Origin of the sequence: Microcoleus sp. Pol10D4 (assembly GCF_036701555.1) — a bacterium.
Lineage (GTDB): Bacteria > Cyanobacteriota > Cyanobacteriia > Cyanobacteriales > Microcoleaceae > Microcoleus.
Map to the genome: position 1 here is coordinate 34,435 of NZ_JAUBRA010000019.1, position 24,435 is coordinate 58,869.

32 protein-coding genes and 1 pseudogene are annotated in these 24,435 nt (G+C 44.7%); 6 read left to right on the forward strand and 27 right to left on the reverse strand.

What is annotated here, in order from left to right; all coding sequences use genetic code 11:
- Positions 1-57: 57 nt before the first annotated feature.
- Positions 58-315: a hypothetical protein gene (locus tag QUA36_RS12295; RefSeq protein ID WP_333457688.1), complete on the forward strand. Its 258-nt coding sequence runs from the start codon at positions 58-60 to the stop codon at positions 313-315.
- 113 nt (positions 316-428) lie between these two features.
- Here the strand turns inward: QUA36_RS12295 and QUA36_RS12300 are convergent, their stop codons facing one another.
- The gene (locus tag QUA36_RS12300) at positions 429-953 is read right to left on the reverse strand and encodes a hypothetical protein (protein WP_194061355.1); all 525 of its coding nucleotides are present in this window, start codon (positions 951-953) and stop codon (positions 429-431) included.
- A gap of 28 nt (positions 954-981) precedes the next feature.
- Here QUA36_RS12300 and QUA36_RS12305 point away from each other — a divergent pair, with 28 nt between their 5' ends.
- Positions 982-1,698 (forward strand): hypothetical protein, encoded by a 717-nt coding sequence (locus QUA36_RS12305; protein WP_333457689.1) that lies wholly within the window; start codon positions 982-984, stop codon positions 1,696-1,698.
- A 134-nt stretch (positions 1,699-1,832) separates the two neighbouring features.
- Here the strand turns inward: QUA36_RS12305 and QUA36_RS12310 are convergent, their stop codons facing one another.
- The 3 genes from QUA36_RS12310 to QUA36_RS12320 form a co-directional block, all read right to left on the reverse strand.
- A complete protein-coding gene (locus QUA36_RS12310) occupies positions 1,833-3,011 on the reverse strand; it encodes a phospholipase D-like domain-containing protein (RefSeq protein WP_333457691.1) in 1,179 nt (392 codons plus the stop codon).
- A 240-nt stretch (positions 3,012-3,251) separates the two neighbouring features.
- Positions 3,252-3,644 carry a hypothetical protein gene (locus tag QUA36_RS12315; protein ID WP_333257725.1) on the reverse strand — a complete coding sequence of 131 codons (393 nt, stop codon included), beginning with the start codon at positions 3,642-3,644 and terminating at the stop codon, positions 3,252-3,254.
- On the reverse strand, positions 3,641-4,288 hold the full coding sequence (locus QUA36_RS12320) for an AAA family ATPase (protein WP_333457693.1): 648 nt from the start codon (positions 4,286-4,288) through the stop codon (positions 3,641-3,643). The genes QUA36_RS12315 and QUA36_RS12320 overlap by 4 nt, the downstream gene beginning before the upstream one ends.
- Positions 4,289-4,638: 350 nt before the next feature.
- Here QUA36_RS12320 and QUA36_RS12325 point away from each other — a divergent pair, with 350 nt between their 5' ends.
- Positions 4,639-5,532, forward strand: coding sequence for a DNA/RNA non-specific endonuclease (locus QUA36_RS12325; protein WP_333457695.1), 894 nt, complete (start codon positions 4,639-4,641; stop codon positions 5,530-5,532).
- A 3-nt stretch (positions 5,533-5,535) separates the two neighbouring features.
- On the opposite strand, the gene QUA36_RS12330 is transcribed toward QUA36_RS12325, so the two are convergent.
- The 19 genes and pseudogenes from QUA36_RS12330 to QUA36_RS12420 all read right to left on the reverse strand — a co-directional run bounded on the left by QUA36_RS12330 (position 5,536) and on the right by QUA36_RS12420 (position 17,430).
- Entirely contained in the window at positions 5,536-5,706 is a 171-nt protein-coding gene (locus tag QUA36_RS12330) for a LysM peptidoglycan-binding domain-containing protein (RefSeq protein WP_333457697.1), read from the reverse strand.
- An 81-nt stretch (positions 5,707-5,787) separates the two neighbouring features.
- Positions 5,788-6,183, reverse strand: a complete 396-nt coding sequence (locus QUA36_RS12335) for a nuclease A inhibitor family protein (protein ID WP_333457698.1) — start codon at positions 6,181-6,183, stop codon at positions 5,788-5,790.
- 324 nt (positions 6,184-6,507) lie between these two features.
- On the reverse strand, positions 6,508-7,050 hold the full coding sequence (locus QUA36_RS12340; protein WP_333457700.1) for a hypothetical protein: 543 nt from the start codon (positions 7,048-7,050) through the stop codon (positions 6,508-6,510).
- A gap of 211 nt (positions 7,051-7,261) precedes the next feature.
- Complete coding sequence (locus QUA36_RS12345; protein ID WP_333457702.1) at positions 7,262-7,624, reverse strand: hypothetical protein; 363 nt, start codon at positions 7,622-7,624, stop codon at positions 7,262-7,264.
- Positions 7,625-7,705: 81 nt separating this feature from the next.
- Positions 7,706-8,179 carry a hypothetical protein gene (locus QUA36_RS12350; protein WP_333457704.1) on the reverse strand — a complete coding sequence of 158 codons (474 nt, stop codon included), beginning with the start codon at positions 8,177-8,179 and terminating at the stop codon, positions 7,706-7,708.
- A 108-nt stretch (positions 8,180-8,287) separates the two neighbouring features.
- Entirely contained in the window at positions 8,288-8,929 is a 642-nt protein-coding gene (locus tag QUA36_RS12355) for a response regulator transcription factor (protein WP_333257688.1), read from the reverse strand.
- A 19-nt stretch (positions 8,930-8,948) separates the two neighbouring features.
- Positions 8,949-9,842 (reverse strand): trypsin-like peptidase domain-containing protein, encoded by an 894-nt coding sequence (locus tag QUA36_RS12360; protein WP_333054891.1) that lies wholly within the window; start codon positions 9,840-9,842, stop codon positions 8,949-8,951.
- A gap of 131 nt (positions 9,843-9,973) precedes the next feature.
- Positions 9,974-10,213, reverse strand: a complete 240-nt coding sequence (locus tag QUA36_RS12365) for a hypothetical protein (protein WP_333304802.1) — start codon at positions 10,211-10,213, stop codon at positions 9,974-9,976.
- A 70-nt stretch (positions 10,214-10,283) separates the two neighbouring features.
- Entirely contained in the window at positions 10,284-10,832 is a 549-nt protein-coding gene (locus QUA36_RS12370; protein ID WP_333304804.1) for a hypothetical protein, read from the reverse strand.
- A 139-nt stretch (positions 10,833-10,971) separates the two neighbouring features.
- Positions 10,972-11,097, reverse strand: a pseudogene (locus QUA36_RS12375) (IS1 family transposase); the annotation flags it as partial.
- A gap of 625 nt (positions 11,098-11,722) precedes the next feature.
- A complete protein-coding gene (locus tag QUA36_RS12380; RefSeq protein ID WP_333457707.1) occupies positions 11,723-12,022 on the reverse strand; it encodes a transposase in 300 nt (99 codons plus the stop codon).
- Between the two features lie 72 nt (positions 12,023-12,094).
- Positions 12,095-12,502 carry a transposase family protein gene (locus QUA36_RS12385; RefSeq protein WP_333457709.1) on the reverse strand — a complete coding sequence of 136 codons (408 nt, stop codon included), beginning with the start codon at positions 12,500-12,502 and terminating at the stop codon, positions 12,095-12,097.
- A 373-nt stretch (positions 12,503-12,875) separates the two neighbouring features.
- Positions 12,876-13,775, reverse strand: a complete 900-nt coding sequence (locus QUA36_RS12390; RefSeq protein ID WP_333457711.1) for a ThiF family adenylyltransferase — start codon at positions 13,773-13,775, stop codon at positions 12,876-12,878.
- Positions 13,741-14,379 (reverse strand): Mov34/MPN/PAD-1 family protein, encoded by a 639-nt coding sequence (locus QUA36_RS12395; RefSeq protein ID WP_333420218.1) that lies wholly within the window; start codon positions 14,377-14,379, stop codon positions 13,741-13,743. Before QUA36_RS12395 ends, QUA36_RS12390 begins: the two co-directional genes overlap by 35 nt.
- Before the next feature lie 44 nt (positions 14,380-14,423).
- Positions 14,424-15,131, reverse strand: coding sequence for a hypothetical protein (locus QUA36_RS12400; RefSeq protein WP_333457713.1), 708 nt, complete (start codon positions 15,129-15,131; stop codon positions 14,424-14,426).
- A gap of 66 nt (positions 15,132-15,197) precedes the next feature.
- Positions 15,198-15,554 (reverse strand): DUF3768 domain-containing protein, encoded by a 357-nt coding sequence (locus QUA36_RS12405; protein ID WP_194060237.1) that lies wholly within the window; start codon positions 15,552-15,554, stop codon positions 15,198-15,200.
- Positions 15,555-15,687: 133 nt separating this feature from the next.
- On the reverse strand, positions 15,688-16,485 hold the full coding sequence (locus tag QUA36_RS12410) for a hypothetical protein (protein WP_333457715.1): 798 nt from the start codon (positions 16,483-16,485) through the stop codon (positions 15,688-15,690).
- Positions 16,485-16,949, reverse strand: coding sequence for a hypothetical protein (locus tag QUA36_RS12415; RefSeq protein WP_333408970.1), 465 nt, complete (start codon positions 16,947-16,949; stop codon positions 16,485-16,487). Before QUA36_RS12415 ends, QUA36_RS12410 begins: the two co-directional genes overlap by 1 nt.
- A 10-nt stretch (positions 16,950-16,959) precedes the next feature.
- Positions 16,960-17,430, reverse strand: coding sequence for a hypothetical protein (locus QUA36_RS12420; protein WP_333457717.1), 471 nt, complete (start codon positions 17,428-17,430; stop codon positions 16,960-16,962).
- A 243-nt stretch (positions 17,431-17,673) separates the two neighbouring features.
- Here QUA36_RS12420 and QUA36_RS12425 point away from each other — a divergent pair, with 243 nt between their 5' ends.
- Positions 17,674-17,985, forward strand: coding sequence for a hypothetical protein (locus QUA36_RS12425; protein ID WP_333457718.1), 312 nt, complete (start codon positions 17,674-17,676; stop codon positions 17,983-17,985).
- Positions 17,986-18,609: 624 nt separating this feature from the next.
- Here QUA36_RS12425 and QUA36_RS12430 read toward each other — a convergent pair.
- Complete coding sequence (locus tag QUA36_RS12430; RefSeq protein ID WP_333457720.1) at positions 18,610-18,906, reverse strand: helix-turn-helix domain-containing protein; 297 nt, start codon at positions 18,904-18,906, stop codon at positions 18,610-18,612.
- Positions 18,896-19,246 carry a hypothetical protein gene (locus QUA36_RS12435; RefSeq protein ID WP_333457722.1) on the reverse strand — a complete coding sequence of 117 codons (351 nt, stop codon included), beginning with the start codon at positions 19,244-19,246 and terminating at the stop codon, positions 18,896-18,898. The genes QUA36_RS12430 and QUA36_RS12435 overlap by 11 nt, the downstream gene beginning before the upstream one ends.
- A 424-nt stretch (positions 19,247-19,670) precedes the next feature.
- Between QUA36_RS12435 and QUA36_RS12440 the strand changes: the two genes are divergently transcribed.
- Complete coding sequence (locus QUA36_RS12440) at positions 19,671-19,853, forward strand: hypothetical protein (RefSeq protein WP_333151806.1); 183 nt, start codon at positions 19,671-19,673, stop codon at positions 19,851-19,853.
- A gap of 74 nt (positions 19,854-19,927) precedes the next feature.
- The gene (locus tag QUA36_RS12445) at positions 19,928-20,473 is read left to right on the forward strand and encodes a site-specific integrase (RefSeq protein WP_333457724.1); all 546 of its coding nucleotides are present in this window, start codon (positions 19,928-19,930) and stop codon (positions 20,471-20,473) included.
- 35 nt (positions 20,474-20,508) lie between these two features.
- Here the strand turns inward: QUA36_RS12445 and dnaB are convergent, their stop codons facing one another.
- Both dnaB and QUA36_RS12455 read right to left on the reverse strand, forming a co-directional pair.
- Positions 20,509-21,864, reverse strand: coding sequence for a replicative DNA helicase (gene dnaB / locus QUA36_RS12450; protein WP_333457725.1), 1,356 nt, complete (start codon positions 21,862-21,864; stop codon positions 20,509-20,511).
- Positions 21,865-21,980: 116 nt separating this feature from the next.
- Positions 21,981-23,600: a hypothetical protein gene (locus QUA36_RS12455; RefSeq protein ID WP_333457727.1), complete on the reverse strand. Its 1,620-nt coding sequence runs from the start codon at positions 23,598-23,600 to the stop codon at positions 21,981-21,983.
- Positions 23,601-24,435: the final 835 nt, after the last annotated feature.

A 24,435-nucleotide genomic window follows, 5' to 3' on the forward strand; every position in this document is an offset into this window, starting at 1 on the left:
TGGTGAGTAAGACTTTGCGGATATGGAGTAAAGGACGCGGCACGAGCGTCGGAAGTAGTGGACTTGGGTTCTGCGACAGTGCAGGCGATCGCCGATTGGTTGGAGGAAAGGGGAAGTTGCTCGCACGATAGTCCGCTTTTTATAGCACTTGACTCCGCCCACAGCGGACACAGACTTAGTGGCGACGGTATCTGCAAGATGATTGTCCGTCACAGCGAAAAGGCTGGTATCAAAAAACAGATGTCATCCGACACTCAGCTATCACGGCGGCACTGGACGCAACAGATGGGGATGTGCGAAAGGTGCAGAAGTTAAGCAGGCACAGGAATTTAAACACGCTCATGATATATGACGATAACCGGGGACGCGACCAACAAGATGTTACCGAAATGTTGGACTCCATGTTTTGATGGGCGATCGCGTCAGCGTCAGTAACAAGGGTGTAACAAACTGACCCCCTGCCGGATTTTAGACCACTCCGACACTAGCCTCGTTTCTCCGGGTTGTACTTTACGGTAGTTCAATTCTGGATGACGGGTGTAGAATACGGCATCTGCTACTTTGTCCAGCACAGGACTGGTTAAAAGGCTAGTTACTCCCTGTCTTCCCCCGCCCTCACCGTCATACTTGGAAAGCAGCCACTCATAATTCCTTGAGTTTAGATCGCAGACATCCCCGTAAACTAAGTTATCGTTGCTCACCACTTTTTTGATAGCAGCCCATTCATTTATGTACTGTGTTTCGTCAGAGCGGATTTTGCGACGGTTCAGTCCTGGGTGCAGTTGGTAGAAAATAAAGTCCGTCAAGCCATCGATCTCTTTTTCAGGGGCTCGGTTAGCTGCAACCTCCACCGAATCGGCCGGCACTCTAGCTGTGGGATATTTGACAGGTTGCGCGATCGCCGAACTGGTAAAAAGAGAGACTGTGATTAATCCGAATATCAAATAGTTCATAGCATACCTTTCCTTACTCATAACACCTATGTATAAACCGCCACTCTCGCAACCCCAACTGGATCGCACACCAATTTCCTCCGAACGCACCGTCTTCCGTAAAACATCCGCGATCGCCAAAAAAGCAGGGCGTCACAATTTGGCAAAACTCATGACCTGTGTAGCTATCTTACTGCCTGCAAACATCGCTGTTTCTGCTCCTACTTACTTGGGTAGCAAACCTAGTGCTGAGGCTGACAGTGGCAAATTTACTCAAAAGGTTAACATCATTCTGGCTCAAGAGAGCACCCAGTTACCGCTGAGCATTCGGTATGGTGGAACAGAAGCTAGGGGAGGCTTTGTCCTCATGCAACTTACTGCACCCAATCGAGATACAACTCAACCGGCTTACGGTGGCAAGCTTCGTCTCTACGATGTTCATCTTGCCAAAATGTTTGAAACTTCCCATTTTTTGTGCCAGCAATCTAGAGGCGTTTCCGGTTATGAATGGGTTTATTCAGCAGGTAATGGAAGTATTCGCATGGGAAACTTTAGAATTTCCTGTAGTTTAGCTAGTGAAACAGCTTCAACCTACGGCTTAGGTAAGCCAGAGCGCACGAGCATTGCCAGAGATACCGAGGGAGGCCGTCCTGAATCAGATGTCTATTCTATTCCGATCTTAGACATCACCGGTTCTAGGGTTCAAAGATGGATAAATTTTATGCAAAATTTTAAACCGTGCAACATAAACACTCGATTTTGTTAGATGAGCTGGTTTGAGCGATCGGGGTACAGCCGAGATACCTGTCAGGCTTTGCTACTTCAAGTCATTTTGTCTTATATTTACAAAACTTTACCTCATGTCCTATTTTGCACGTATCTCGGCTGTAGCCCAATGCCTTATCCTTTCTTCTTTTTTACAACCTTTGAGATTTTCCCTGGTTGGGTTTTGCTTATATAATCATCAACTTTCTCACTGTCAATTTGTGGGGACTTAATTGTAATACTTTTTGTATCATACCCGAATTTGTTTGAAAACCAAGGATCTTCTTTAAAATCAATATCTGCGTTGAATTTTAATGATTTTTCAGGGATAATTATTGCGTACTTATAATGTTTAGAAATTTCACTATCAATGTCTTTTATTTTTTTGATATTTCTTTGCTCAATAAAGATTGTTGCGTAAAAACCAGCGTCATTTTTATCCTGAGCTTGCAAACTTGAAATATGCTTGAATTCGGTATAGCTAGAATTTGGGTAGTCTTCTAAACACCAATATCCTTCTTCAAGGTTTGGCCAGTTTGACCCTGACGATAGTTTAGGAAGTAATCCTGCTTTGATAACCTTACCTTCCAATAAGTATCCCTCTTTTTCTTCAAGTTTTTTAGGTAAAAATAAAATTATTTGCCTGTCGATTGGGAAATCGTTTTTTCGCGTTAAATCAAAATGCAGAATATGAAAATAGATATCTTTATTATTTTGGATATCATTATTTAAACTAGAATGAAGATATAGACAAGTATTTTCTTTTCTTTGGATATTTTTATATATCTTTTCTAAATCTGGATTAACTTTATGGCATTCATCTTTTATTGTTTCGAGTAAAGAATTTACCTGACAATATACCCCGTTTTTTCTGTCAAGCTCAATTTCTATTGATGTTTCTATATTAATCCCAGATAATGCTCTATTAGTCCAATTATGACTACCTATAAAAATGCTGGCTTTCTCTTCAGGAAGATCAAATATGAGAATTTTAGAGTGTAATAGATGATCTTGCATATATGCAGGCTTTTTTTTGCCCTCGTCTACACTCTGTAAATAAAAGTACATACCTGCATTGTGTCGTGCAAAATCACACACTTTAGTAACATCAGTTGGAAGTGCTATATCGATACACGCAAATGAGCCTTCTTTCTTTAATAGCTGTATTAAAGAATTAGATGGGAAATAATGTTGATCTATCGTCCAAAAAGCAACAGCCATTTTTAAACACTCTGCATTTTTGATAAGTTCTTTTAATCTGGGAGCTATAGCTTTATGCGATTTTGGGCTGTGTAGTTTAAGTTCACTTTTCATATTGTTTGTGTCCGTTTGCAACTGCTATTTATGGTGCTTCGCTGTTTTTAGGCATATAAAACTTTCAGCCTTAACGTAACTTTCTGTACGACTGCTCATTTACCCCCGTAGCTGCGATTTGGGTTTGAATGAACTGAGCAAAGCTCAGGCTAGGTTGAGGTATTTTTTCATTTTCACGCTTAAGCGAAGTCTGAGTATTACTGCATCACTGCATGAATTACTGCATTACTGAATGAAGTTCTAGTCCTCAATATCCTTCAAACCCTCACACAGTAACATCCGCACAATATCCACTTTCTTGCGCCCTGTCTTTGCTGCCAACATCGACAGTTTACGGTGCAGGGATTCGGACATATCCACCGTAAACCTGACCGTCGCTTCTTTATCAGGTGCTTGCAGTCGGTGAGTCAAGCTACTTTCCTTGGATTGAACGGGGATGGGTTCTGCTGCGGGTGCTTCAAACTCCGGTGCTGTTTGTGCTGGCAATGCAGCTTCCACTGTTTCGGGTGTTTGCGATGCTGTTGGTGCTGGCGATACAACTTCGGGTGTTGGTGGTAGTAATGCAGCTTCCTGGGTACCGAAAACAAACTCTTCCATCGCGCTGCCGAGCGGTTTACGTTTCTTGGCAGTCATTTCAACACTCCCATGATTTCCTTAAATAGTCGGCTGTACTCTTTGCCAGAATCTTTAGCTGGTTGACCGCCCAAATCCCACACCGTCGCTGCTTGACCTGAAGAATCGGCGATGACTTGTTTTTGGTGAATCACCGATTTGAGCACTTTGATGGTGGGTGTAAGTTTTCCTAACAACTCCATTGCCTCGGTTTTTAGCTTTGTCCCCTTCACCGCACGGCTGAGAAACATCACTGCTTTGGGCGGGCCTTGTCTCACCGATTGAGCTTGTTTGATGAGTCTCACCGCATCTGCCGCCGATTGTACGTCGATACCGCTCGGCTGCACCGGCACCACGGCTAAGTCAGCTCTCATCAAGATTGCCCTGGTTGCTTCACTCAAACCAGCAGGGCCATCCACTACCAGGTAGTCAACGGTAGCAGCTAAGTCAGTCAACTGGTCTAAGAGGTCATCGGGACTTTGGAGTACGTGAGTGGCGATCGCTGGTTCCATCTTGCTGCACCACTGGGAACTAGAGCGCTGAGCGTCGGCATCCACTACTAACACGCTCTTGCCCTGCTGCACGAGCCAATGGGCGTAATGTACGGCTGTAGTGCTTTTGGCGCATCCACCTTTTTGGTTAACGAAAGCTACAATTGCTACCATGATTACTTACTGCATTGTTTACTGCATTACTGAAATACTTAATGCAGCAAGTATAGCACTTGTTTTGGCATCTGGTGGTAAAACTGGATTGCGTTGCTGGGAGGAATCAATAAGCCAACTCTCTGGGGCTGTCGTACTTTTGACGCAGTTCTCCAACCTACTAGCAATACCTTAACTCCTTAACTCCTTACTGCATTACTGCATTACTGCATTACTGCATTACTGCATATACAAAGGTAAGAGTAATAGGTAATGGGTAATGGGTAATAAGTAATTAGTGAGAAGCACCTGCGGCATGACGCTGTAAGCTTGCAGGGTAGGGGAGACGAGCAAGTGCGGGAGTAGCGACAATGAGGCAGGTTTATCAAAGGGCGATCGCTCTGGTGTTGGTGGTGGGAATTATTAGTGGCTGCAACCTGACTGCACCGCCCTCTCGCCTTCCTCAAGTCGATCGCGAGAAACCGAGATTGCAGCAACCCAAACCAAGCACCAGAGAACCCATCAGCTCAAGCGTCAATAATCGCAATTTGCTTCTGGGCAATCCCAGCAATGCAGCTCCCAGTGTTGCCAACATTGACAACTACCTGATGGTGAAACCCCAATACGTGATGAGCTACAACAACAAAATGCACACCGCTAACTGGGTATCGTGGCAGCTCAATAAATCTTGGATTGGAACAGCCGATCGCAAAAACGATTTCAGCCCTGACGATGCGCTCCCTGCTGCTTGGTACAAAGTCCGCCCCGGTGACTACATGGGCAGCGGCTACGACCGGGGACACATCGCACCCAGCGCCGACCGCACTCGCAACGAAGCGGATAACAGCAGCACTTTCCTAATGACCAACATGGTGCCGCAGTCACCAGAACTCAATCGCGGCGTGTGGGGAGATTTAGAGGATTACTGCCGGGAGTTGGTGCAGAGCGGCAAAGAGCTCTACATCGTTGCCGGGCCGGTCGGGAGTAAGGGAAGTATTGGCAAAAAGGAAAAGATTGCGGTGCCGGCAAAGACTTGGAAAGTGATTGTAGTTTTGGACAGACCAGGGGCCGGATTGCAAGGAGTTACGGCAAACACCAGGGCGATCGCTGTTGAGATGCCCAACGATGCCAGCGTCAAGGGCAAGGGATGGAAAAGCTTTCGGGTTTCGGTGAAACAGGTGGAGCGGGAGACCGGGCTGAATTTCTTATCAAACGTACCCCCGCAGGTTCAGCAAGTGATTGAGGGGAAAGTTGACAGCCAGTAAAAGCTATTTGTCAGGAATAGTTAATTGCTGTCCCGGTTCAATTAAATCGGGGTTGTCTCCAATAACTTCTAGGTTGGCTTGATAAATCTTTTCCCATTCGTCGCCGTCGCCGTAGAATTGGGCGGCAATGTCGTAAAGCGTATCGCCTTCTTTAACTGTGTAAGATTGAGCCATAGATTCCTCTGGGTTAATTAAAGCTGCTTAAGTTTCACTGTTTGCCCGAGCTTTTTTCTCTACCTTGAGGCTGAAAAACTGTTATGTTTCCACTACCTGAGTAGAAAGCCCTGCCCATTCGCCATTTTGAGTCACCCCGACGATGTAAACATCGATCTCGATACTGCCCACTCGGTAAACCTGCAACTGCGATAGGTTCTGCTTTAGTGTGCTCACCAAGTTTTGAAAGCGCTTCGCCGTTTCCCGTTCTTCTTCATCGTGCCAATCCTCTTCTTGGGTGGCGATCGCAAAGAACTCGTCAACCGTCCGCATTTCAACGGGAGCATCGGGCGGGTGGTTCGTCAGTTGCAGTAACTTCGCCTGGGTGAGTTCTCCCTGTGCTGGCCAGTTAATGACTTCAAAGGGGGCGTCAGACTCGCTGAGGAAGAGCAAGCCCTCAGAAGCTTGGTTGAGTTGGGCGGTGATGGAGTCGGTCATAATCTCTAAGTAGTTTTTGTAGAGTCCCCAGTAATCCAGGTCCCGCTAGTCGCAAAGTCAAGGATTACAAATATTTCATCAGAACCGAGCGCACATTTCGGCCACACTGTCAGCCAATCGCCGATCGCCCGTACAGTCGCGTCTCCCAAGTTAATAATTTCTCCCTGCGGTCAGCTCGAAATCGGTATACCCCTATTTGAGTTCGGTTAGCTATTCAGTTAAAGGGTACGGTGCCTCCACACCAAAAACGCGACGCATTGGACTTTTGCACCCGACCAATTAAAAATGACCTTTTGATTTTTAATTCTTGAGGGCGATCGCATCTTATTTACAAACCGCTTTAATAACACTCAGCTCTGCTCGGTCGCTAACTTTTACAGCTACGGGATATGCACCACCTGTTAGAGTGTCTACGGAATAGGTTGTAATTTGCTTGTTGTTTTTATCATAGATGTCAATGTTCAATATACTGCGGACTTTCGTTTCACAATTTACAGAATTTAAAATTAATAACGAAGAAGACCCTTTAGGTGCAAAACAAGTAGTTTTACCGCTGGCACGACCGCCGCAGTGCGATTCATTTATAGCAAAATCGTAAGGGCAAGGGCATCTTTCTCCGTGATAAGGACGACGTAGAGGCATTTCGCTATTATTGACCGCTTCGCGGGGAAATATCCTCGCTGAAGTATAAAACTTTTGCGGTTTACTGGAGTCAAGGGAAGCAACGTCTAAATAATTGGCTATTTGGTTTTCATCGGTGATTACTCTGAGCCATTTAGATTTTTGTTTAGCTATTGAATAAGTATTGCTAGTCAATAAAAACAACCACACACAAAACACGGTTAAACTTATTCTGAGTTCGAGCATTTTACCTGCATAAAGAAATAGATTTAGCGAGTACCCACTTGCAGTATACAGGAATCTCTCAACAAAAAATATTTATTGGGGAAGCGGTTGGCATTGAGCAATCAACAGCAATAGCAATTCCACTTCGTACCGCTCCAAAATAAAAGATGAGGTTTCCATCAAAGTAATTGAAGTAATGGTTGAGATATCACAAATACGCTATCGATCGCCTTCAATCTCCTTCAACTTCCACTTGCAACTGATACACCCTCAAACTGGGATGTTCGCCAATCAAGTTCCAGCAATATCCCTCAACTGTTGGAGTGGGTCGGGAACCTTGGCGGTACAAGAATATCGGCTCGTTTCTCATCAACGCGGTAAATATCTCCCGTTCTCTGTCTTTGCCATCATCCCAGAGCAGGTGAGCTTTGCCGAAGTACCCAACACCCATCAAACTAGCGAACAACCATTCCATCAGAGCTTGCTGTTGTTCGTCGGTGAGTGTGGATTGACCGTAGGTGTCGATCGCGGGTGATTGAGATTTGGGTTTGAGAGAGGCGATGAGGGCGGTGGCGAGATTGAGATACTTTTTCATAGGTGGTGGCGATGCGTCTACTTCTAGTTAGTTGGGATGAAAGATATTGTTCGGTCGATCGCACGTTCGGATTCTGCCCAGTTAGAGGGCTGTTTTAAGACTTATCAACCAAACAATTGAATTAACAGCCAACAAAAAAGTATAAAAAATATAGATTGATGGAGCGCCCATAGCTCGACCTAAAGAAGGCATTTTAAGTGTTCTTAACATACCGAGCGGGTGAACTAGACCTTCGGGTATCGAACGGGTATTAAAACTTTCATCTAAAGCCCTTTCATCATTCAAGAATTCGGTAACTGCACTGGATCTTTGCATATAATAAAATTGCACCCTCCAGTAGGTAGCTTCTAAAAACCAAAAACCCAAAATTATCACGTATCCCAGCGGAGCTAAGGTATTTACTTTGCTGGCAAATACCCAACCGATTAACGCTACCCAAATGGTAATTGCCGCAGTTTTTAACTGCATCAGAATTGTTGTGAAGTTAGCTATTTTTTTCTCTAGTTCCTCTGCTCCTTTTTGCAGCATTGCTAGCTGAAATTCAAATCTATCCATGTTTGATTCGGAGATGGCTGATTGTTCCGATACGTTTTCTAACTTTTAGAGTACCAAATTCCAGCAGTTTCACGAACCGAACGGCTGTCCCCACCGCTGCCAGCACTCTCAAATAAAAATTAATCCCAGGCGCATTCCCAGGATGACCGCTTCCGTGCGGCTGGAAGCGTTGAGCTTGCAAAAAATTGAGCTGATGTGGAACTTGACGGTGTGCTCGGAGATGTTCATCTGTCGGGCGATCGCTTTGTTCCCCAGCCCCGTTGCTAAGAGTTGCAGCAGTTCTAGTTCGCGGGGAGTGAGGGGAGTATCAACAAGATCGTCCGGTAACTCCGACCCGCTTGATGAGGGTAGTTCCTGAAGCAGAGCACCGGATACATCGGGATGCAAAACTACCAAACCTACCGCGATCGCCTCCACAGTCAGAATCAGTTCCTCGGCCGTAACGTCGGTGGGGAGAATGGCTTTAACCCCCAACGGCAGCAGCGTTGTCGCAGAATAAGATTCGGTCGGCGCAACCAAGAGGGCGATCGCCACTTCCTCTTGAAGAACCGCGAGCGTTTCCAGACTGGTGTCAGTTAGCAGGGCCGCTTCCAGTACGATCGCGTCGGGGTGTCCAGAGCACAACGATGACTCCAGCGCTGCCAGAGCGGCAATCCGTCCGACTACTTGGAGCGTTGGTTCGCGGGCTATCATTGCCTCCAACCCTGCCTGCACGATCGGCGAACGAGCGGCGATGAGAACGCGAATCAATGAAGTTTCCTCCCAAACACTAGCGTTCACCGACCGTCAGGGTCAGTTCGATGAGCTGTCCGCCCCGGATCGTCCGTGCCGTAATGGGTTGACCCACTCGCTCCGGGCTCAGCTGCGCTCGCAGGGCTTGTACGCTGGAAATTGCTGAACCCTCCAGCGTTAATAAAATATCACCGATGAGTACCCCACCCCGTTCGGCTGGACTGTCCGTTTCCACGCTCACAATTAGCACGCCGATGTCCTGGCCCAGGTTGAGCGACTGTTTCAACTGCGGGTTCAATTCCACCGGCTGCAATCCGACACCCAGGTATCCTCGCGTGACTCGTCCTCGGAGCAGCATTTGGTCTACTACGCGCTCGACCGTCGTCGCGGGAATGGTAACGGCAAAACGACCCCGCGAATGGGTGGTATTGATGCCCAGCGCCCGACCTTGAGTATCGAGCAATAGGCTCCCGGCAAATCCCGGAAACGGTTTGATATCTGGACGAATTAGGCGATCGATATACCCTCCAGTCCAACTTTGCCACGCTCCGCCTAGCGATGCCAGAATGCCAGAGCTGGCTCGCACGTTGCCGTCATTCGAGCGTCCGAGAGCCAGTACCAAATGCCCCAGGCGCAGTGCATCTAAATCTGCTAGCTCGGGCATTGGGTTGTCGGTGGCACCGACGCGCAGCACTGCAATATCCGTTCCCGGATCTGCACCTACCAAGCTGACCGGCTTTGCCTCCCCATCCGGGGTCATCAGCGTTATCTCTCCACGGCAGCGCATTACATCAATGGTAGTGACAACGATACCCGGACGCCAGTACACCCCGCTGAGCGTCAAGCGACCTGATGGCAAAGCGACGATCGTCTCGGTGGAGCGTCCGATGGCATCCGCCAGTTCATCCGAGAAAGTTGATAGAGTTGTCATGGCAGTTACTCAATGCTTTTCCTCAGAATGCCAAAAGATCCTCCCTGGCAACATCAGGCAAATTGGTAGCTCGTCCCCAGAAAAATGGCTGGGATACGCTTTATTGCCTAAACGGGCGATTGGGAACCTATTCAATCCTCATCCCAAGAAGCTTGGTCGTAACCGAGTTGTGCAGCGGCAGTACGTTCATTTTGGGTTAAGTCCTGCCAATATTTATCATTAGAATCGGGAGCATCAGTTTCTTCTTCCCAACTTGCTTCATTCCAGCCTAAAGTTTTCCATAAAGCTTGCTCGGCATCGTTCAAATCTGTCCAACTCAAATCATCCCAAGTGTCGCCTGGACTCTCTTCAATTTCCCGAATATTTGACATACATTACCTCTTGGCCGGATGGGATTCCCGGAAGACTTAGGGTGCATCAGCAGTTTTCCTGGCATCTGAATCACTTGCCAAAGGGTTGTCCCCACCACTGCCAACATTCTTTGTTGAAAGGCGATCGCCACTTGTAGATAAGCTCTGATTCTAGTTGCAGCCGCTTTTTTCGATTAGCCGGCGCTCCGTACCAAAATGCTATGGCTACACTCGCATCCAGGGAGTAGCGGCGGTGCAGTTCGATGTACTTGGCAATATAGCTATGACAATCGTGGCTCATCCATCGTTGCTTGGGAGTGCGGTCAGTTTCTCCTACATACAGCAGCAATGGAAGCTCGTTGTCAATAACAAAATAGAGGCAAGTACGATCGCCCCAATCCGGTTTCTCACAGAATGAGAGATTGTGCAATTGCAGGGCAAACGGGTCTATGTTGTTGGGTTCACAAGGATTTACTGCTAGCTCGAATAGACTTCCCTGTCGCGGTTGTGGCGCACTTTCAGATTGTTGGTGTTCAAAAATGCGTTGTTTCCAAGAATACAAAGCCTCGGAACTCATCGTTAGTTGAGGAGATTTAGCGGAGCTGGGTTTGGGTTGCGGAAAAAGTTCGAGTTGCTGCACAGATTTTAAGATTGTTGGACGATCGCTGCTGGAAAGTGTAAGCTCAATAGAATTCTGCCAAACGCCACGCTCACGGTAGTAATGTCTCCAAATATCGCACTCATACTCTCACAATTATACCAAAGTGATGACATTGTGCGTAATGTCGTAGTCGCGTATTCTCGCCCTCTAGTCTGGTCATGTAACTTTTATAGATAATTTGGTCTTTATCGGGAATAAACCTTGGGTAAACTAGCCATCTATCTGTGATATAAAAGTAACATTTTACTGAAGTCTTAGAAGCTTTGAGAACAGCTATATCTTATAGATTTGTGCGCTGGCTACAACAAAATATGGACGCTCAAGCTGCATATAAAGCCAGTTGGGGTTTTGTTTGGGCTTAAAAGTTGTTTAAGTCCCGTTAATTTTTGGGGAGCACTAAAGTCAGTCATTTGCTGTACAAAATCAGGTGTGTACTGTACAAAATCAGTGAGAATACAGACATTTGCAGGGACTGGCCTCTACCTGTTTTTATCCGAAAATATCCGGCAAACGATGTAAAGTGTTCAAATGCTCTCTACTGGCTGACTTAAGCCTATTTACATACTGTTACATTATTCGGTTTAATCCCGCCTACCTACTTAGAAATTACTACCTGGACTAATAGGGTGGAGAATTATAACCGCCATTAATAGCTAGGAGTCGAGCGACTGCTGTAAACCAAGTCAGGGAATAAATGTTTAGCCGACTGTCAAGCTTTATCAGACAACAACAGTTTAGCCGATTGCAAAGCGCGAGTCCGACAACAGCAATTTACGCGACTGTCAAGGCTGGTATAACGGCTACTGTGTTGCCAATTTTCTCATACTCCTTATTTGATTTTTTATTCAATTTAGATAACGGCTACTGTGTTACCAATTTTCTCGCACTTGCTCAACTTGATTCTTAGGCTGCATGACATGAAATCTGTCGATGACAATTTTGGCATTTGGGAATACCTCTTTTACAACTTTTGGAAATCCTCCCCACATATCAACGCTGACTTCCTCAACTTTCTCTCTGATCTCAATTGGTTGCTGCTTAAGGATTTCAATGATGTCATCTTGTTTATGACTATCAATCACTTCTAGCAATTCTCCTAAGTCAATATTTGATACGACCGTGACCAAATTTTGATGTCCTTTGCGTTTACTCACTTCATCAATACTCACCCGTTTTACTTCTTCCCAATTCTCCTTTTTTTTGAGAGAAAATTGGTGGTTAAATATTCCCTGTACTTGATCTCAACTCAAAAATTCATCTCGACTTACCTGCTCTACACTCGCACTTTGCACTCGTTGATAAACATACTCTTCAGATCTTTGTGTGTATCGTCTTTCCCAATCTACAAAGGGTAATTCTTCCGTAAAATGTTTTTGACACTGATGACAATAAAATTGGCGGCGTGGCGTATTTAAATAAATTACTTTGCCAAATACTGATAAATCTCGAATCAGTATCGGTCGATTTTGTTTTAATTTTCTACTCTGCGTATTACAATGGGGGCAAGGAGCTTCATCATGTAAGAATCTCAGCTTGAGAATAATTTTATTTTCTTCTTCCGTAAAACTTTCGATGGTTGTATTTGGTAAATTTAGCAACCTATCAAGATGCAAGTCCATGCCTATCACCACGTATTCATTGTATCTCATTATACATTAATCCCCTCAAACCCAGAAGAGCCAGAAAGAGTCAATTTTATACTTATCCCAGTGAGTTTATCGAGTTTTTAGACCGGGCAATTCACACAGTATTAAATCCGAAAAAATCTCGTTAAAGTAAAAGAGGGGGAAGGGGAAGGAAGGATAAATTTTAGCTTTTTCTCTTTAATAAAAGCTAACAATAACCTATAACTTTCCATTCGGACGTTCGGTAAGCGGGGTTCCCGTCGGACTTCGGCGTGAGGCTTCGACCATGAGCTTAGCCGAATTGTGGCTCGATTGAGCGCAAGCCGAATGTCGCTCAGTCGAGCCGCATAGTTCACGGCGAAGCCTTCCTTTCCCCTCTCCAAATAATCAGCTTTTTCTACCCTTCCCCTTCCTCTTCCCTTCCTTTTTCCACCCTTCCCCTTCCCCCTCTTGCAAACCTTTTAAGAGATGAAAAACTGATAAATTCCGAGCGCATAGAACCCGATTTAAGGTTAAGGAAAGTGGCAAACCTGCGCAAGTCATTCGTCAAAGTGAGACGGAATAAATAGTCAGCAATAATGGAGGCCATCCCCTGATTAATTGTGAGACTCTGAGCGTTAATAGTGGCTAACTCAGCACAAGATAAATAGGTATTTGCCAGTTCTTCAGGCTGGAATTCTATCAAATTGGGGCACTGCCAAATAGGAGAGGGTAACGCTCCCATAATGCCTGTTTTCTCAAATTGATCTAGGTGAGTAATTAACCCCTCACCACAATTATGACTACCTAGTAGAATTTGACCGCTATCAAAGTTATTGCCAGCATCAAGATACCAGATTCTTGGAATATCAGAGTGGCGGTTACTTTCTAGTGTTTTGCCGAGGGAACGACGAGCCGCACTATTGTCAACGCAGCCAGTGATAATTACCAAATCATTCCAGTATGATTTTACCAATTTGGGGTCAAAATAGTCAGGAATTGCACTAATTTCTAGCCCCCAGGTAAGATTGTAACGCAAAGCAAGAGTAGCGGCTTTATTCAATCCGAGTTCAGATTGACAAAATCTCTGCCTTCCCAAGTTTTTCTCTTCAACAATGTCAGGGTCAACAAAGGCAACATTGACATTTTTACCACGTTGTTTGAAAACGTAAGCTAATCGTGCTAAACTTTCAGCTACATAAGAGCCAGTGCCCCCACAGCCAACGAGCCACAAGTGTAGGTGAGAGTAATCTTTGAGGAGGAGAGGGGTAGAATTGGCGTACTCAAAGTCGAGGTTTAAGGGAGTTTTGGTAAGCATCGGTGATAAAATATGGCTCTTCAAATACAGAACTAGCTTTAATTAAGCTATAGTGTCCGAAAATTCCGATTCTGACTAAAATCTCAGGATTTAAAGTATTAACTTTACCCAAGACTGCATAGAGTCTAAACCCGCGCTCGTCAGCATCATCTGTGCTACTAAAGAAAGCAGGCATTTCTCCGTGAGAGTGGCATTCAATTAAGGCAGTTGAGCAGGATAAATTATCAAGAGGTTGGCAGCTTGTTCGTGTAGTTGTTTGGAGTGGAATTGTCAGTTGCCATTGATTGCGGCTGTCAAGGGATAGGTGAAATAAAATCTCTGTGAGATTCCCACTATTATCTTTGCTAAATGCAGATTTTGTACACATAGAAAGGACTAATTCTAATGGTACTGAACGAGTGTCAAGGTGCAAGTACGGTTCTATAGATGGCAACCCTTTGATAGTATTGGGCGCTGAATTTGCAACAGGAATCATTGCCTCTAGTCCGGGGCGAACTGAACGCACAAACACGCCGTTAGAAGCTGTAACGTATTCGCAGAATACTCCAGTAGCAATGGGAGGCAAGGGAATAGAGGCATGAATGTGGTTAAAAAGTTTTAGCATTAACTTAAACTTGGCGGTTGAAAGAAAAATGTTGAGTGCAATCCCTAGATAGGGTTAGCAATCAATAAAAGGTGTTCTATTAAAGAGTTAATTGACTGGTTGCACATGCTTTCAACTAAATCTTTAACAGGATAGGAACGCCTTTTTTTCAAGGCTAAACTTTTCAGATGTTCTCTGACATCTTGGGGAAATTTTCGGCTTTTTTGGCTGGATAAGTCAGCATTGAAAGGAGTAGTGATGAAAGTTTGCCAAGCAATATCAATGGTTTGAGTTGAAGCAACCGGGGGAGTATTTTGTCCCCAGCAAATTAAACCGTTTGGGTGGATATTTGGTAAGGGAGTATGGTAAGCTTTCGCCTCTGGGTTGAAGGTGGCGACATCAGTTGCCCATACCCAATATTGAGTGTTCTGTCCTACCAATACCAAAGCGGTTAGCGGAATAGTAATCGGTTCAATATCATCAAAGTGGAGGTTATATTGAGCAGGATGTATGAATTTTACTACCCAATTTCCTTGAGAATTAGTTCCCCACCTGATGACTCCTGGAGGCATCCAACCTGTATCAATTGGCTCGTGAGAAAATGCAGTTCTCAAACTGACAGAGGAGAGTAGTTTGTAGTGTTCCTTTGTCCCTTCTCGATAATGGAACAGGTATTGTTCTTTAATGAACAGTAATTCAGCATCAATTTCTGTTAGCTGTCGGGGAGCTATTTGCAGAATTTCACGGAAGGCTTCTCCTGACAAATGTTGCATAATAGCTTAAAATTGATAGAGGTTATAGAGCTAACCCGATAGGTAAGGTTAGCTCCTACTTGAAAATTAGTATTCATTCGATTTCATTAGGGTAGCAACTCTCCAAGTTTTATCCGAGTTTTCTGGGCATTCTGAACTCACTTCTTGGTTGTCCAGCCAAGCTTTTCTGTCAAAATAATCAATTTTGAAAAAGTAGTTTTTGCTATCCAGTTGAATGGCAAAAAAATCTCGTTCTCCGTAGGGGTCGTTGCCCGATTCAAAACTGTTAAAATCTCTTACTAATTGCAGTAATTTTTGTTGGTATTCAGGAGGAAGAGCTTTTACAGTTTGAGTGATCCGAATTTCACCAATTTTGGTATTTCCTTGACGCAACTGGTCATTGAGACGTGCAATTCTTTCGGTTGTTGTTAGAGTTTCAGTCATGGTTAAGACCTCAATTTCCAACAGCTACAACCGCACTAGCGGTTGCTGCTTCACAATGAATACGCTTAAGCGGGGATCTCAGCATTTTTAGACTTGAGAGTTTCAATCGTAATTATTTGGATTCATAGGTAATTCAAATTGACAAAGTGCTCTTGTTCCAGAGTTCAAGAATTTGCTGAAAACGTCGAGGGCGGTCAGTAGCAAGCCAGTCGATAACCTGTTGAGCTTGGGTTATTACTTCTTTAGCACTTTGCCATTGCGCTGATAAAGATATCAAGTTTTCGACTGTCCATTCTCTAAATTGATACTCGTCTTGAGCGCAGCCGTCTAGCCAAATATTACCTGTTGAATAATTGAGGAAACTTAGTACAATTGGCACTGATTTTATGGGAAAGTCAGCCAGAGAGCAAAGTTCTTGGAATTGCAGATAATTGATACTATCGGGTGGTAAAACGTGAGAAAATAAAACGTTAAATTCCTCTTCATACCAATCTTGTGCGTCATTTTCAGTTAGCCAATCTAGTCCTTTAGAAGTTAGAGGCAGCAAGATTTGCCACTCAGGGGCTAATGACTCAATATCATAATCTTCATAGCTAAACCAATCTAACCCCCAAGGCTCTATCAGGAGTTCGTCGAGGCGTTCTTCTTGGGCTATTTCTAATTGCCAGGGGCTGATAGGGATAAGTTCTGTTTCGTCAAGCCGACTGAAAAATTCTAATTCGCGGGGGCTATGAATGTCAGGACTATCAGAGTAAATAGAACTGGTACTGGTGGTAAATTCAGTTGGAAAAAAGTGTTGGTAAAGGTTTAGTATTTGAATACTATTAAGCGTTTGCTGGAGAAATTCAATCGCTTCAATTGGCTTGGTTACTGGGTAGGAGTGTCGCAAACCAGCGATGGCTTGCGACACAGACAAAATGGTTGCAGGCATTAAAAATTCAGGGGAATTTGGGGATGTGCAATAGCTGGCGCAAGTTGCAGTTGTTTGAGAGTTGCTTTAAATCGCTGTAGTTCTTGTTCACCTCTCGCTATTGCTTGAGAGATTTCTTGAGTGCGACTTGCTAAGGTTAGCGGAGTAACATAACCGTTGATAGATTCACATTGGAGAGCCCAAGTGAGTTGGACAGCTTGATTCGGTTCTTCTGGTGCTGCCATAAGTGAGGAGAGTGGGGAATGGGGAGTGAGCAGTACGCATAGTTCTTTTTTCCAATCTTCTTCTACACCCTTTGTCTTGGCTTGTTTGATGATTTTAATGGGTTGACCTGTTTTTCGTTCAATTGTAGCTTCGCTTAATTCAGGGAAGTAAGGAAGTAGGACTTCTAGCAATTTTTCATCATTTGCAGTAATTTCGTTGGGCAGTTCGATTTGCCTGCCTTCATATTCTATTAGACTCATTGTTACCTCTTTAAAACAGGGGGATTTGTACTCCAGCTTCACCTTTGTTGACGGGGTGGTTAGCAGGATTTTGAAGATTTGGTTTGGCTTTTTTCCGGGGTTGAGCAACAGAAGAACGAATTTGAGCGCTCACTTTTCGGTTAGGTAGGTTAGAGGCTAACCGCTGGAGCAATTCTTGTAAATGGTTTGGCCAAGCTCCAATCGAGTTTTCTCTAACTTGTACTAATAGTGGTAAGTCGTCATGGCTCGTTGCTGTAATTTCTACGATTCGCCCTTCTGGATGCCCATCGTCTGGTCGCATAACAATGTGGATTTTGATTGTACAAAAATTGAATTCATAAGGTTCTGATTCTCCTTCATCAAGTAAGTCAGGACTCTGTGAAGTGTTCTCAGTTTTGTTGATGGTTTCACCCACTTTTTGAGTAGCTGAAAGTGTAATATCCTCTCCAGTTGGTTCGGAATTTGGTTCTATTTGGGTCATGGCTGGATTCGCAGTACAAGCAAGTGCAGCTTATTCTCAAAAATTGCCGCGATCGCGGCCTTGCTTTTAACGATCTATTTTTTGTAAAGTTTTAACGGTAAGCGTGTTTCCCAAGAAATTTCTTAATTAATTCCCATTAATTATCTGTCCGACAAGATGCGGTCGCACTTGTCTCTATTGATTCTTTGATTGTAATTGCTCAACCCCCTTGACAAGAAGACGAGATAGACATTAGATAAAGGAATGGAAAAACTACCCGGCTTAAAGCAACTATTGAACGAGGCAAAAGAAGCCTTGATAGTAGAGCTATGGCAAGAAATCCAAAAACTCAGCGCAACATTAGCCACCTACGAACCTTGCGCCAGAGCCATCTCTCAAAAAAACTCTTCAAAATTCCGAAGTATTGATAGAGAAGGAATATCTATTGCGCTCGCAAGCTATATTACTATTAGCCACATCTACGATTGCACAGCTATCAATCAGAGCATATTTACTTATGCAATTGTAACTATCCGTACAAATGCGATCGCTCCTTTGCGTCAATCAATACTATGATAAAAAGTTGTAGTTAGTAGAGAATCAGTAAAATATATAAAAAATTCTCCCAGCTATCAGTAGGTTCTGTCGCTGGGAGAAATCGCTGGAAAGTCGGTTTATTCAACTAACGCAGGTATCTCGATTAATTCGATTTCAAACCTTCGCTGCATTCGCCGTTATTCTTTAGGCACAGTAGGCTTTGGTTGCATGTCAAAAATAATCACAAATGTGCGCGTTTTCACTAATCGCTGCAAAACCCGTAGATGATCATCTGCATCGTTTCTCTTACGAAATCGTGCCACAATAACACGCTGACAATTAGGAAGCAGGCTAATGATACACCACGGGTGCAATTTTTCAGAGTAGGTCATTTTAGTACCTCAGCAGTAAAAGTAACAGATTGTGCTCTTGTTTCATTGCTTGCCAAGACAGTAATTGAATAATCTTGTCAAAGACAGGTCACGGTGACATTGATATTTGACGAGGTTTGTGCTAAGACAAGCTCAAATTATCTTTTGATGCTGAAAAAGCTTGGTGTATGTATAGCAGCCACCAAAACTGTTGGAACAAGTCAGCAGTATATGATTGCGACAACGTATACAGTCGTTGCCCTGAACAGTCTTTCCGTTATACCCGCCACTATTAATCCAGGCTATTATCTTCACAATGCGGACACAGGAAAGCCACCAATGCCTCTGGGATTTCCTCAAAGTGTTCCAGCAGAAAATCCATTAAAGCCAAATGACGCAAATCGACAGCAGTAGGAAATCTGCGATTTTTCCCCTTTCTAAACCAACCCCGCACTGTAGAATCAGAACGAGAACAAATAAAAGCAATTTCCTCATAACTCACTCCCCACTTTGCATAAAACTGCCTCGGTGTCATTTGCAATTGGCATTCACTGTAAACTGCAATCAAATTGCGTTCTCTATCTGTCAAAGTCTGCTGCTTTTTTATCATCCTCAAACTTCTCCAAATCTTCCTCCCAGGCAGTATCAAACTGACACCACGTTGCACTTTTGGAATCAGGAGTAAGGCAAATTATGTAGCACCACATCCAACAGCATTGACACTGTTCGTAATTGTAAAATTGGCCGATAACCATTCCTCTGTCAGCTTCTTCGCTAACACCCGTCCAGCGCACCATCTCGCCGCACTTAAAGCGCGGGAGATGAATTTTGGCAAAGTTTACAGGAAATTCAATTGCAGGCGGCATATCCTTCAACTGTTTTAGTGGCAGGGTCGAAATCAAATCTCGCTTTCCTTTTGAGATTGACATGAGTTCTTAACTGTGCATCGACTGCAACAGATTTGTTTTGATAGGTTTTTAGGCCAATTTCTTGATAAAGAAATTGCAGCGCGATATTTCCTTAAATCAATCAATTGGAATCTATATTTGACGAACTATTCTCAAAGCCCAACTCTGGCTAGGCTATCAGTTTTTTGAGATACCGCCCAATCGCGTTGATGTCAAGTCCCGTTGCAGCCGACTTGTATAGTAAAGGTGTAGTTGCTTTCGTCAGCGAGGTGCGATGATGGACAAACGTCTCCAAATCGAACCACATCGGGAAGTAGAAGGATTATTGGAGAATATTGATGACTTGTTCTTCAGGCTCTAACTGGCCGCAAAAAAGGTTGCAGGTAGAATCAAACAATAGTATAATTAGATTAGTGAATAATAATTTTATTGGTAGCGCGGTGTTATGAACGCCCAAAAACCTGTTACTTTCAGAGACCTCATAGACGCGATCGCCACCTTACCGATTATCAACTTTTCCGAGAATTCGAGTCAGTTGAATAGCAATAAGCGGGAAGTGAGTTGCAATAAGCGCCTCCGATTGCCCAGAAAGCGATTGAGCCGGATTTGGTTAGCCATCAAAGAATAGAAGCCAGTTAGCCTACTTGACGTAAACCCCCTTTCGTCCAATAATGAAGGAATTTACGCTAAGAGGGCTGCGCCGTGAAGGTTCAAGGGAATGGGCGCGCTAAGATTTTGACGCCTGCAGAAATTGACCGACTGTTTGACCGGGGTTTTATGACAGCAAGGGACAGGCTTTTGTTTGCTGTAACTTTTTACTGCGCCTGCCGCATTTCAGAGGCGTTAGCTTTAACAACTCACGACATTGTTGGGGGGTCAGTCACGTTGCGGAAAGCGACGACAAAGGGGAAATCAGCAACGCGAACGCTGCCGCTCCATCCTATGCTGGCTAAGTATTTAAAGGCTTACAATCCAGATGTAGGTTTTTTGTTTCCGGGGCGAGACAATACGAAGCCTTTGACTCGCGCCGCATCGGATGTGATTTTTAAAGAAGCTTGCAAGCGGGTAAGAATTAAGGGGGCTTCAACACATTCGATGCGGCGGACGGCGCTGACTAATTTGAGCAATGCGGGGGTGCCGCTGCGGGTGATTATGGAGATTTCGGGACACAAAAATTTGTCGAGTCTCCAGCGCTATTTGGAGGTACAGCCGGAACAGCTTGTCAAGGCACTCGGGATTCTGAAGTAAGGCGACAGAGCTCAATATTTTCCTGTCCTTTAATATTACCGGAGTTTATAGATATTCCGAAACCGACAGCATTCAGCATCAAACAGCAACTTAACCGTTCCCGTTCCGCTATTCCGTCCTTTCAATCCAATAATTTCAGCCGTTCCCCCATCAGGAGAATCAGGATTGTAATAATCGTCCCTGTAAACTCCAAGCACAACATCCGCATCCTGTTCAATTCCACCAGAGCCACGCAAATCTGATAAACTTGGACGCTTGTTCGTGCGAGTCTCTACCCCCCGATTGAGCTGAGAAAGCAGCACAACCGGCGCGTCAACCTCGCGAGCCAAAATCTTCATCTGCCGCGTAATTTCGCTAATTTTATTGACAACATTTTCATCCGCCGAATTCACCATCAATTGCAAGTAATCAACAATTACCAAACCCAATGGGCCGCGCTCACAAACAAACTCCCTAACTCTCGAACGAATCTCCAAGGGAGATGGTTCCAAACTTTCGTCTATCCAAAAATCAGCATCGCTAACTTTCCCCAAAGCCGAAGCTAGCACTTCGTACTTACCAGCTAGGTTAACTTGCCTGATATCTTTCACCGACACCCCACTCTCAAGTGCCATTAGCCGCGCTGCCAAGTCCCGACCCGGCATTTCCATCGAAAACATCAAAACCCGACCGTTCCTGGGGAGGGAAGCAATGTTGTACCCAAGCGCGCAAGCCAAAGCTGTTTTGCCGCTGCCGGGGCGACCTCCTATGACAATCAATTCGCCTCGGTAGAATCCCCCTCCCAATAGGTCGTCGAGGTCGTAAAACCCCGTGCTGATTCCAGGACAGTAGTTAGCAGTCTCCAAGCGCTGTTCCTCAATTTCATCTAGATATCGCCAAAGTTCGTGGCAGTATTCCGAAAGAGGCCGAATAGCTTTCTGTCGCTCTTCTTTGTACTTATTGAGGACAAAAATCTTTTGCTCGGCTTCATTTAGTATGGCATCCAATTCGGTGGAAGTTTCGTAGCCAAGCTGCACCAGGTCATTACCAATTTTGATGAGTTCGCGCCGGACAAACTTGTCCACGACTAGCAAGGCATATTGGTCGATGTTGACGGCTGAAACAGTTCGGTCTACCAGCATTACCAGTTTAGTTTGACCCCCTACTACTTCCAGCAGGTTGTGGTCGTCGAGGAAAGTGGTGACGTTCATCAAGTCTGTGGGCTGCTCTTTAGAGTGCAGCGCTAAAGCGGCCCGATAAATGTGTTGGTGGACTGTAATTGCTAACGCTTCGGGACGCAGAATATTTGCGACTCGGTTAATGGCGATTGGGTCGATCAAAATTCCGCCTAAAATTGCTTCCTCTGCATCAATATTAGTCGGCATAATTTTGTCAACAAAACTGACTCCCATATCTGGTACTCTCCTTTGAGATTGTTGTTACTTGAACTGTGTTGTTAGTTGCCTACAGAATTGGAAACTGTCTACAGGAATTGAATAATCAGTGTTTTCACAGCTAGGTCTCATAGCTAAGTAGTAGACAATTTGTTCAAAATTTGTTTGAGTTGCTGAGGAAATCGATGCATCCACTGCAAGTAAATTTGGTGCTGAATACCTAGCGCGGCAAAAGCTTCTTTACCTAGTTGCTGGAACTGTTCGCATAACGTTCGATGAGTTTCTAATGGCATATAATGAGGGTCAACATAATCCTCAGTTATTCTTGTTGTCTGTGCAGAAGGAGAATTTTTTGGAGTTGGAGAAGAGCCTGTTGAAGCTGGAGACGAAACAACATTTGTTGGGTTCGAGTTTTGAAAACCGTTAGTTTTCTCCCACCAGCGACCGCGCAAACAATCAACGACCCACCCTGAAGGGTTGGATATTTGCTTTGTTTGGCTTCGGACTTGCAGCAGGTTTATGGCGGCTTGGATTTCGTTTAAGCTGTGCTGGAGGACACAAATTTTTAATTCAGAATTCATGCCTCCTGTGGCTCGCGTAACGGCTTCGACAATTTCAGTTGCATCCGGATTGGCAATTGCAACCGCTTCGATAATTTCAGTCGCATCAGGATTAGTAATTGGAACGGCTTTGACAATCTCAGTCACATCGGAATTGGCAATTGCAATTGGTTCGACAGTTTCAGTTGCATCGGGGTTGGCAATTGCAACCGCTTCGATAATCTCAGTCGCATCAGAATTAGTAATTAGAACGGCTTTGACAGTTTCAGTCGCATCGGGGTTGGCAATTGCAATTGGTTGGACAGTTTCAGGAACTTGGGGAGTAACGGGCGAAGATATTTCAGGACTTAACGGAACAGCTTTATTGGTAGGTATTGGTGATTTGGCGGCAGAGATTGTTGGATTGTCGAGGCTGTTGAGTTCTGTCAGCAGTTTTTGCGGGGGTTTAGAGGTCAAACCTCTTTGTTCTGAAGTGCAAGGCATTGCCACATCGACTGCCTGACTGTTATCTGAATTAATTCTCAGACATTCAGCGGTTGGGGCGGAACATTTATTTTCACTAGGGGTTTTTACTTTTTGTTCTAAATTTTTATTTAATTCAGTGCTTTTAGATTTGATCCCAGTTACAAGCTGTGGTTTTTTATCTGGTGATGTTAAATTTTCTTCCTCTTGAAAAAAATTTAAAAAAACAGCAGCAACATTTTTAGTGCTTTGCTGTTCTTTTTTATCCTCTGTAAAGAGTACGGCACCATCAGGGTTTGAACCCCCTGTTTGCTCAATTTTTGGCTGGTTCAGTCGATTTTTTGACGGATTGCTCAGTTTTTGGAATTTTGAATTGGTGTGAGTGAAGGGACGAACGTCGCCCAGGTGTTGCACTGCTATGCGGAAAATGCCGCACCCGTAGTTTTTGAGAATTTTGACCAAGCCGAGTTTTTCGAGCTGTTTGAGGGCTGCCCGCCTGGTGTTAGGGCTATAGGGTTTGCCGTTTCTGACTGGGGTGGCTCGTTTTTCGCCCAAGGGGATGCAGTTGATGTCGATTTCCTCTGGTTTGCCGCCGATGCAGGTTCTATACAGGTAGAGGGCGAGTTTGAGGGCGCTGGGGGTAGCGCCTTCTAGTATGTCGGCTAGGGCTTCGTAAATTGCGGCGTGTCGGGCGAATGGCGGTTTGTGCCAGGTAGTTGTATCTGCAACCATTTTTTGTTCCGGGGTAAAAATGAGCGTAAATGTCCCTTCATGCGACTGTGACAGCCGCAAGGTTTGCCAGAGCGGTTGTTGTGAATTTGACCGCGGGCTATTGAGCGCGAATGCAGCGCTCGCTGCACTCAACTGGATTTCGGGTTGGCTTCAACAACCAGGTGTGGTAGTTGCGCCGGAACCCGATTCATAGCGCCGTCGCTTGAACTATCGGCAAACTTTAGCGAAGCGGTTTTAAGGTCTTGTACTTTTGCGATCGCTTTTTTGTAGCGATGCAGTTGTCCTAACTCCAGCAGTGTTTAGACTGACCGCCCCGCTAAAAGATGAGAAAGGGTGCGCGACTATTTTTTCAATCCTGCCAGACCAGCCGACACGGGATTTGGTGGCGAATCAGTCTAATAAGACTGATCAGAATTGTTCTAAAGGCTGAAAACTTTACGTGGCAAGAGTTTCAAAAATGACTTGTCGCGGCATTCTAGAGGTTTTGTCGCGGCATTCTAGAGGTTTTGTCGCGGCATTCTAGAGGTTTTGTTCTAACGGTCAAACTTATATTGGGTATGGATTTGAGAGCTATTTTAAATACCTACTTTTTTTAGAACAAGTTTCAGAACAGTCCGAGCATCCTTTGTTGAAAAAAAAAACCAGCCCGGAAAGGGTTGGTTTGTAGCGTCGCTTCGGTGAGAGCAGGTTGGATGAAGCCTATCTTAAATGTCGCAAGAGGACTCTGGTTACAGTATTAGGGGGACTTAGACAAAACTTAGCTTAAAAATAGGCTCATACCCAGTTTTGAAGAGGGTTAGAGGTTGATTTGTCTTTTTTCTGGCTGCGACTGGGT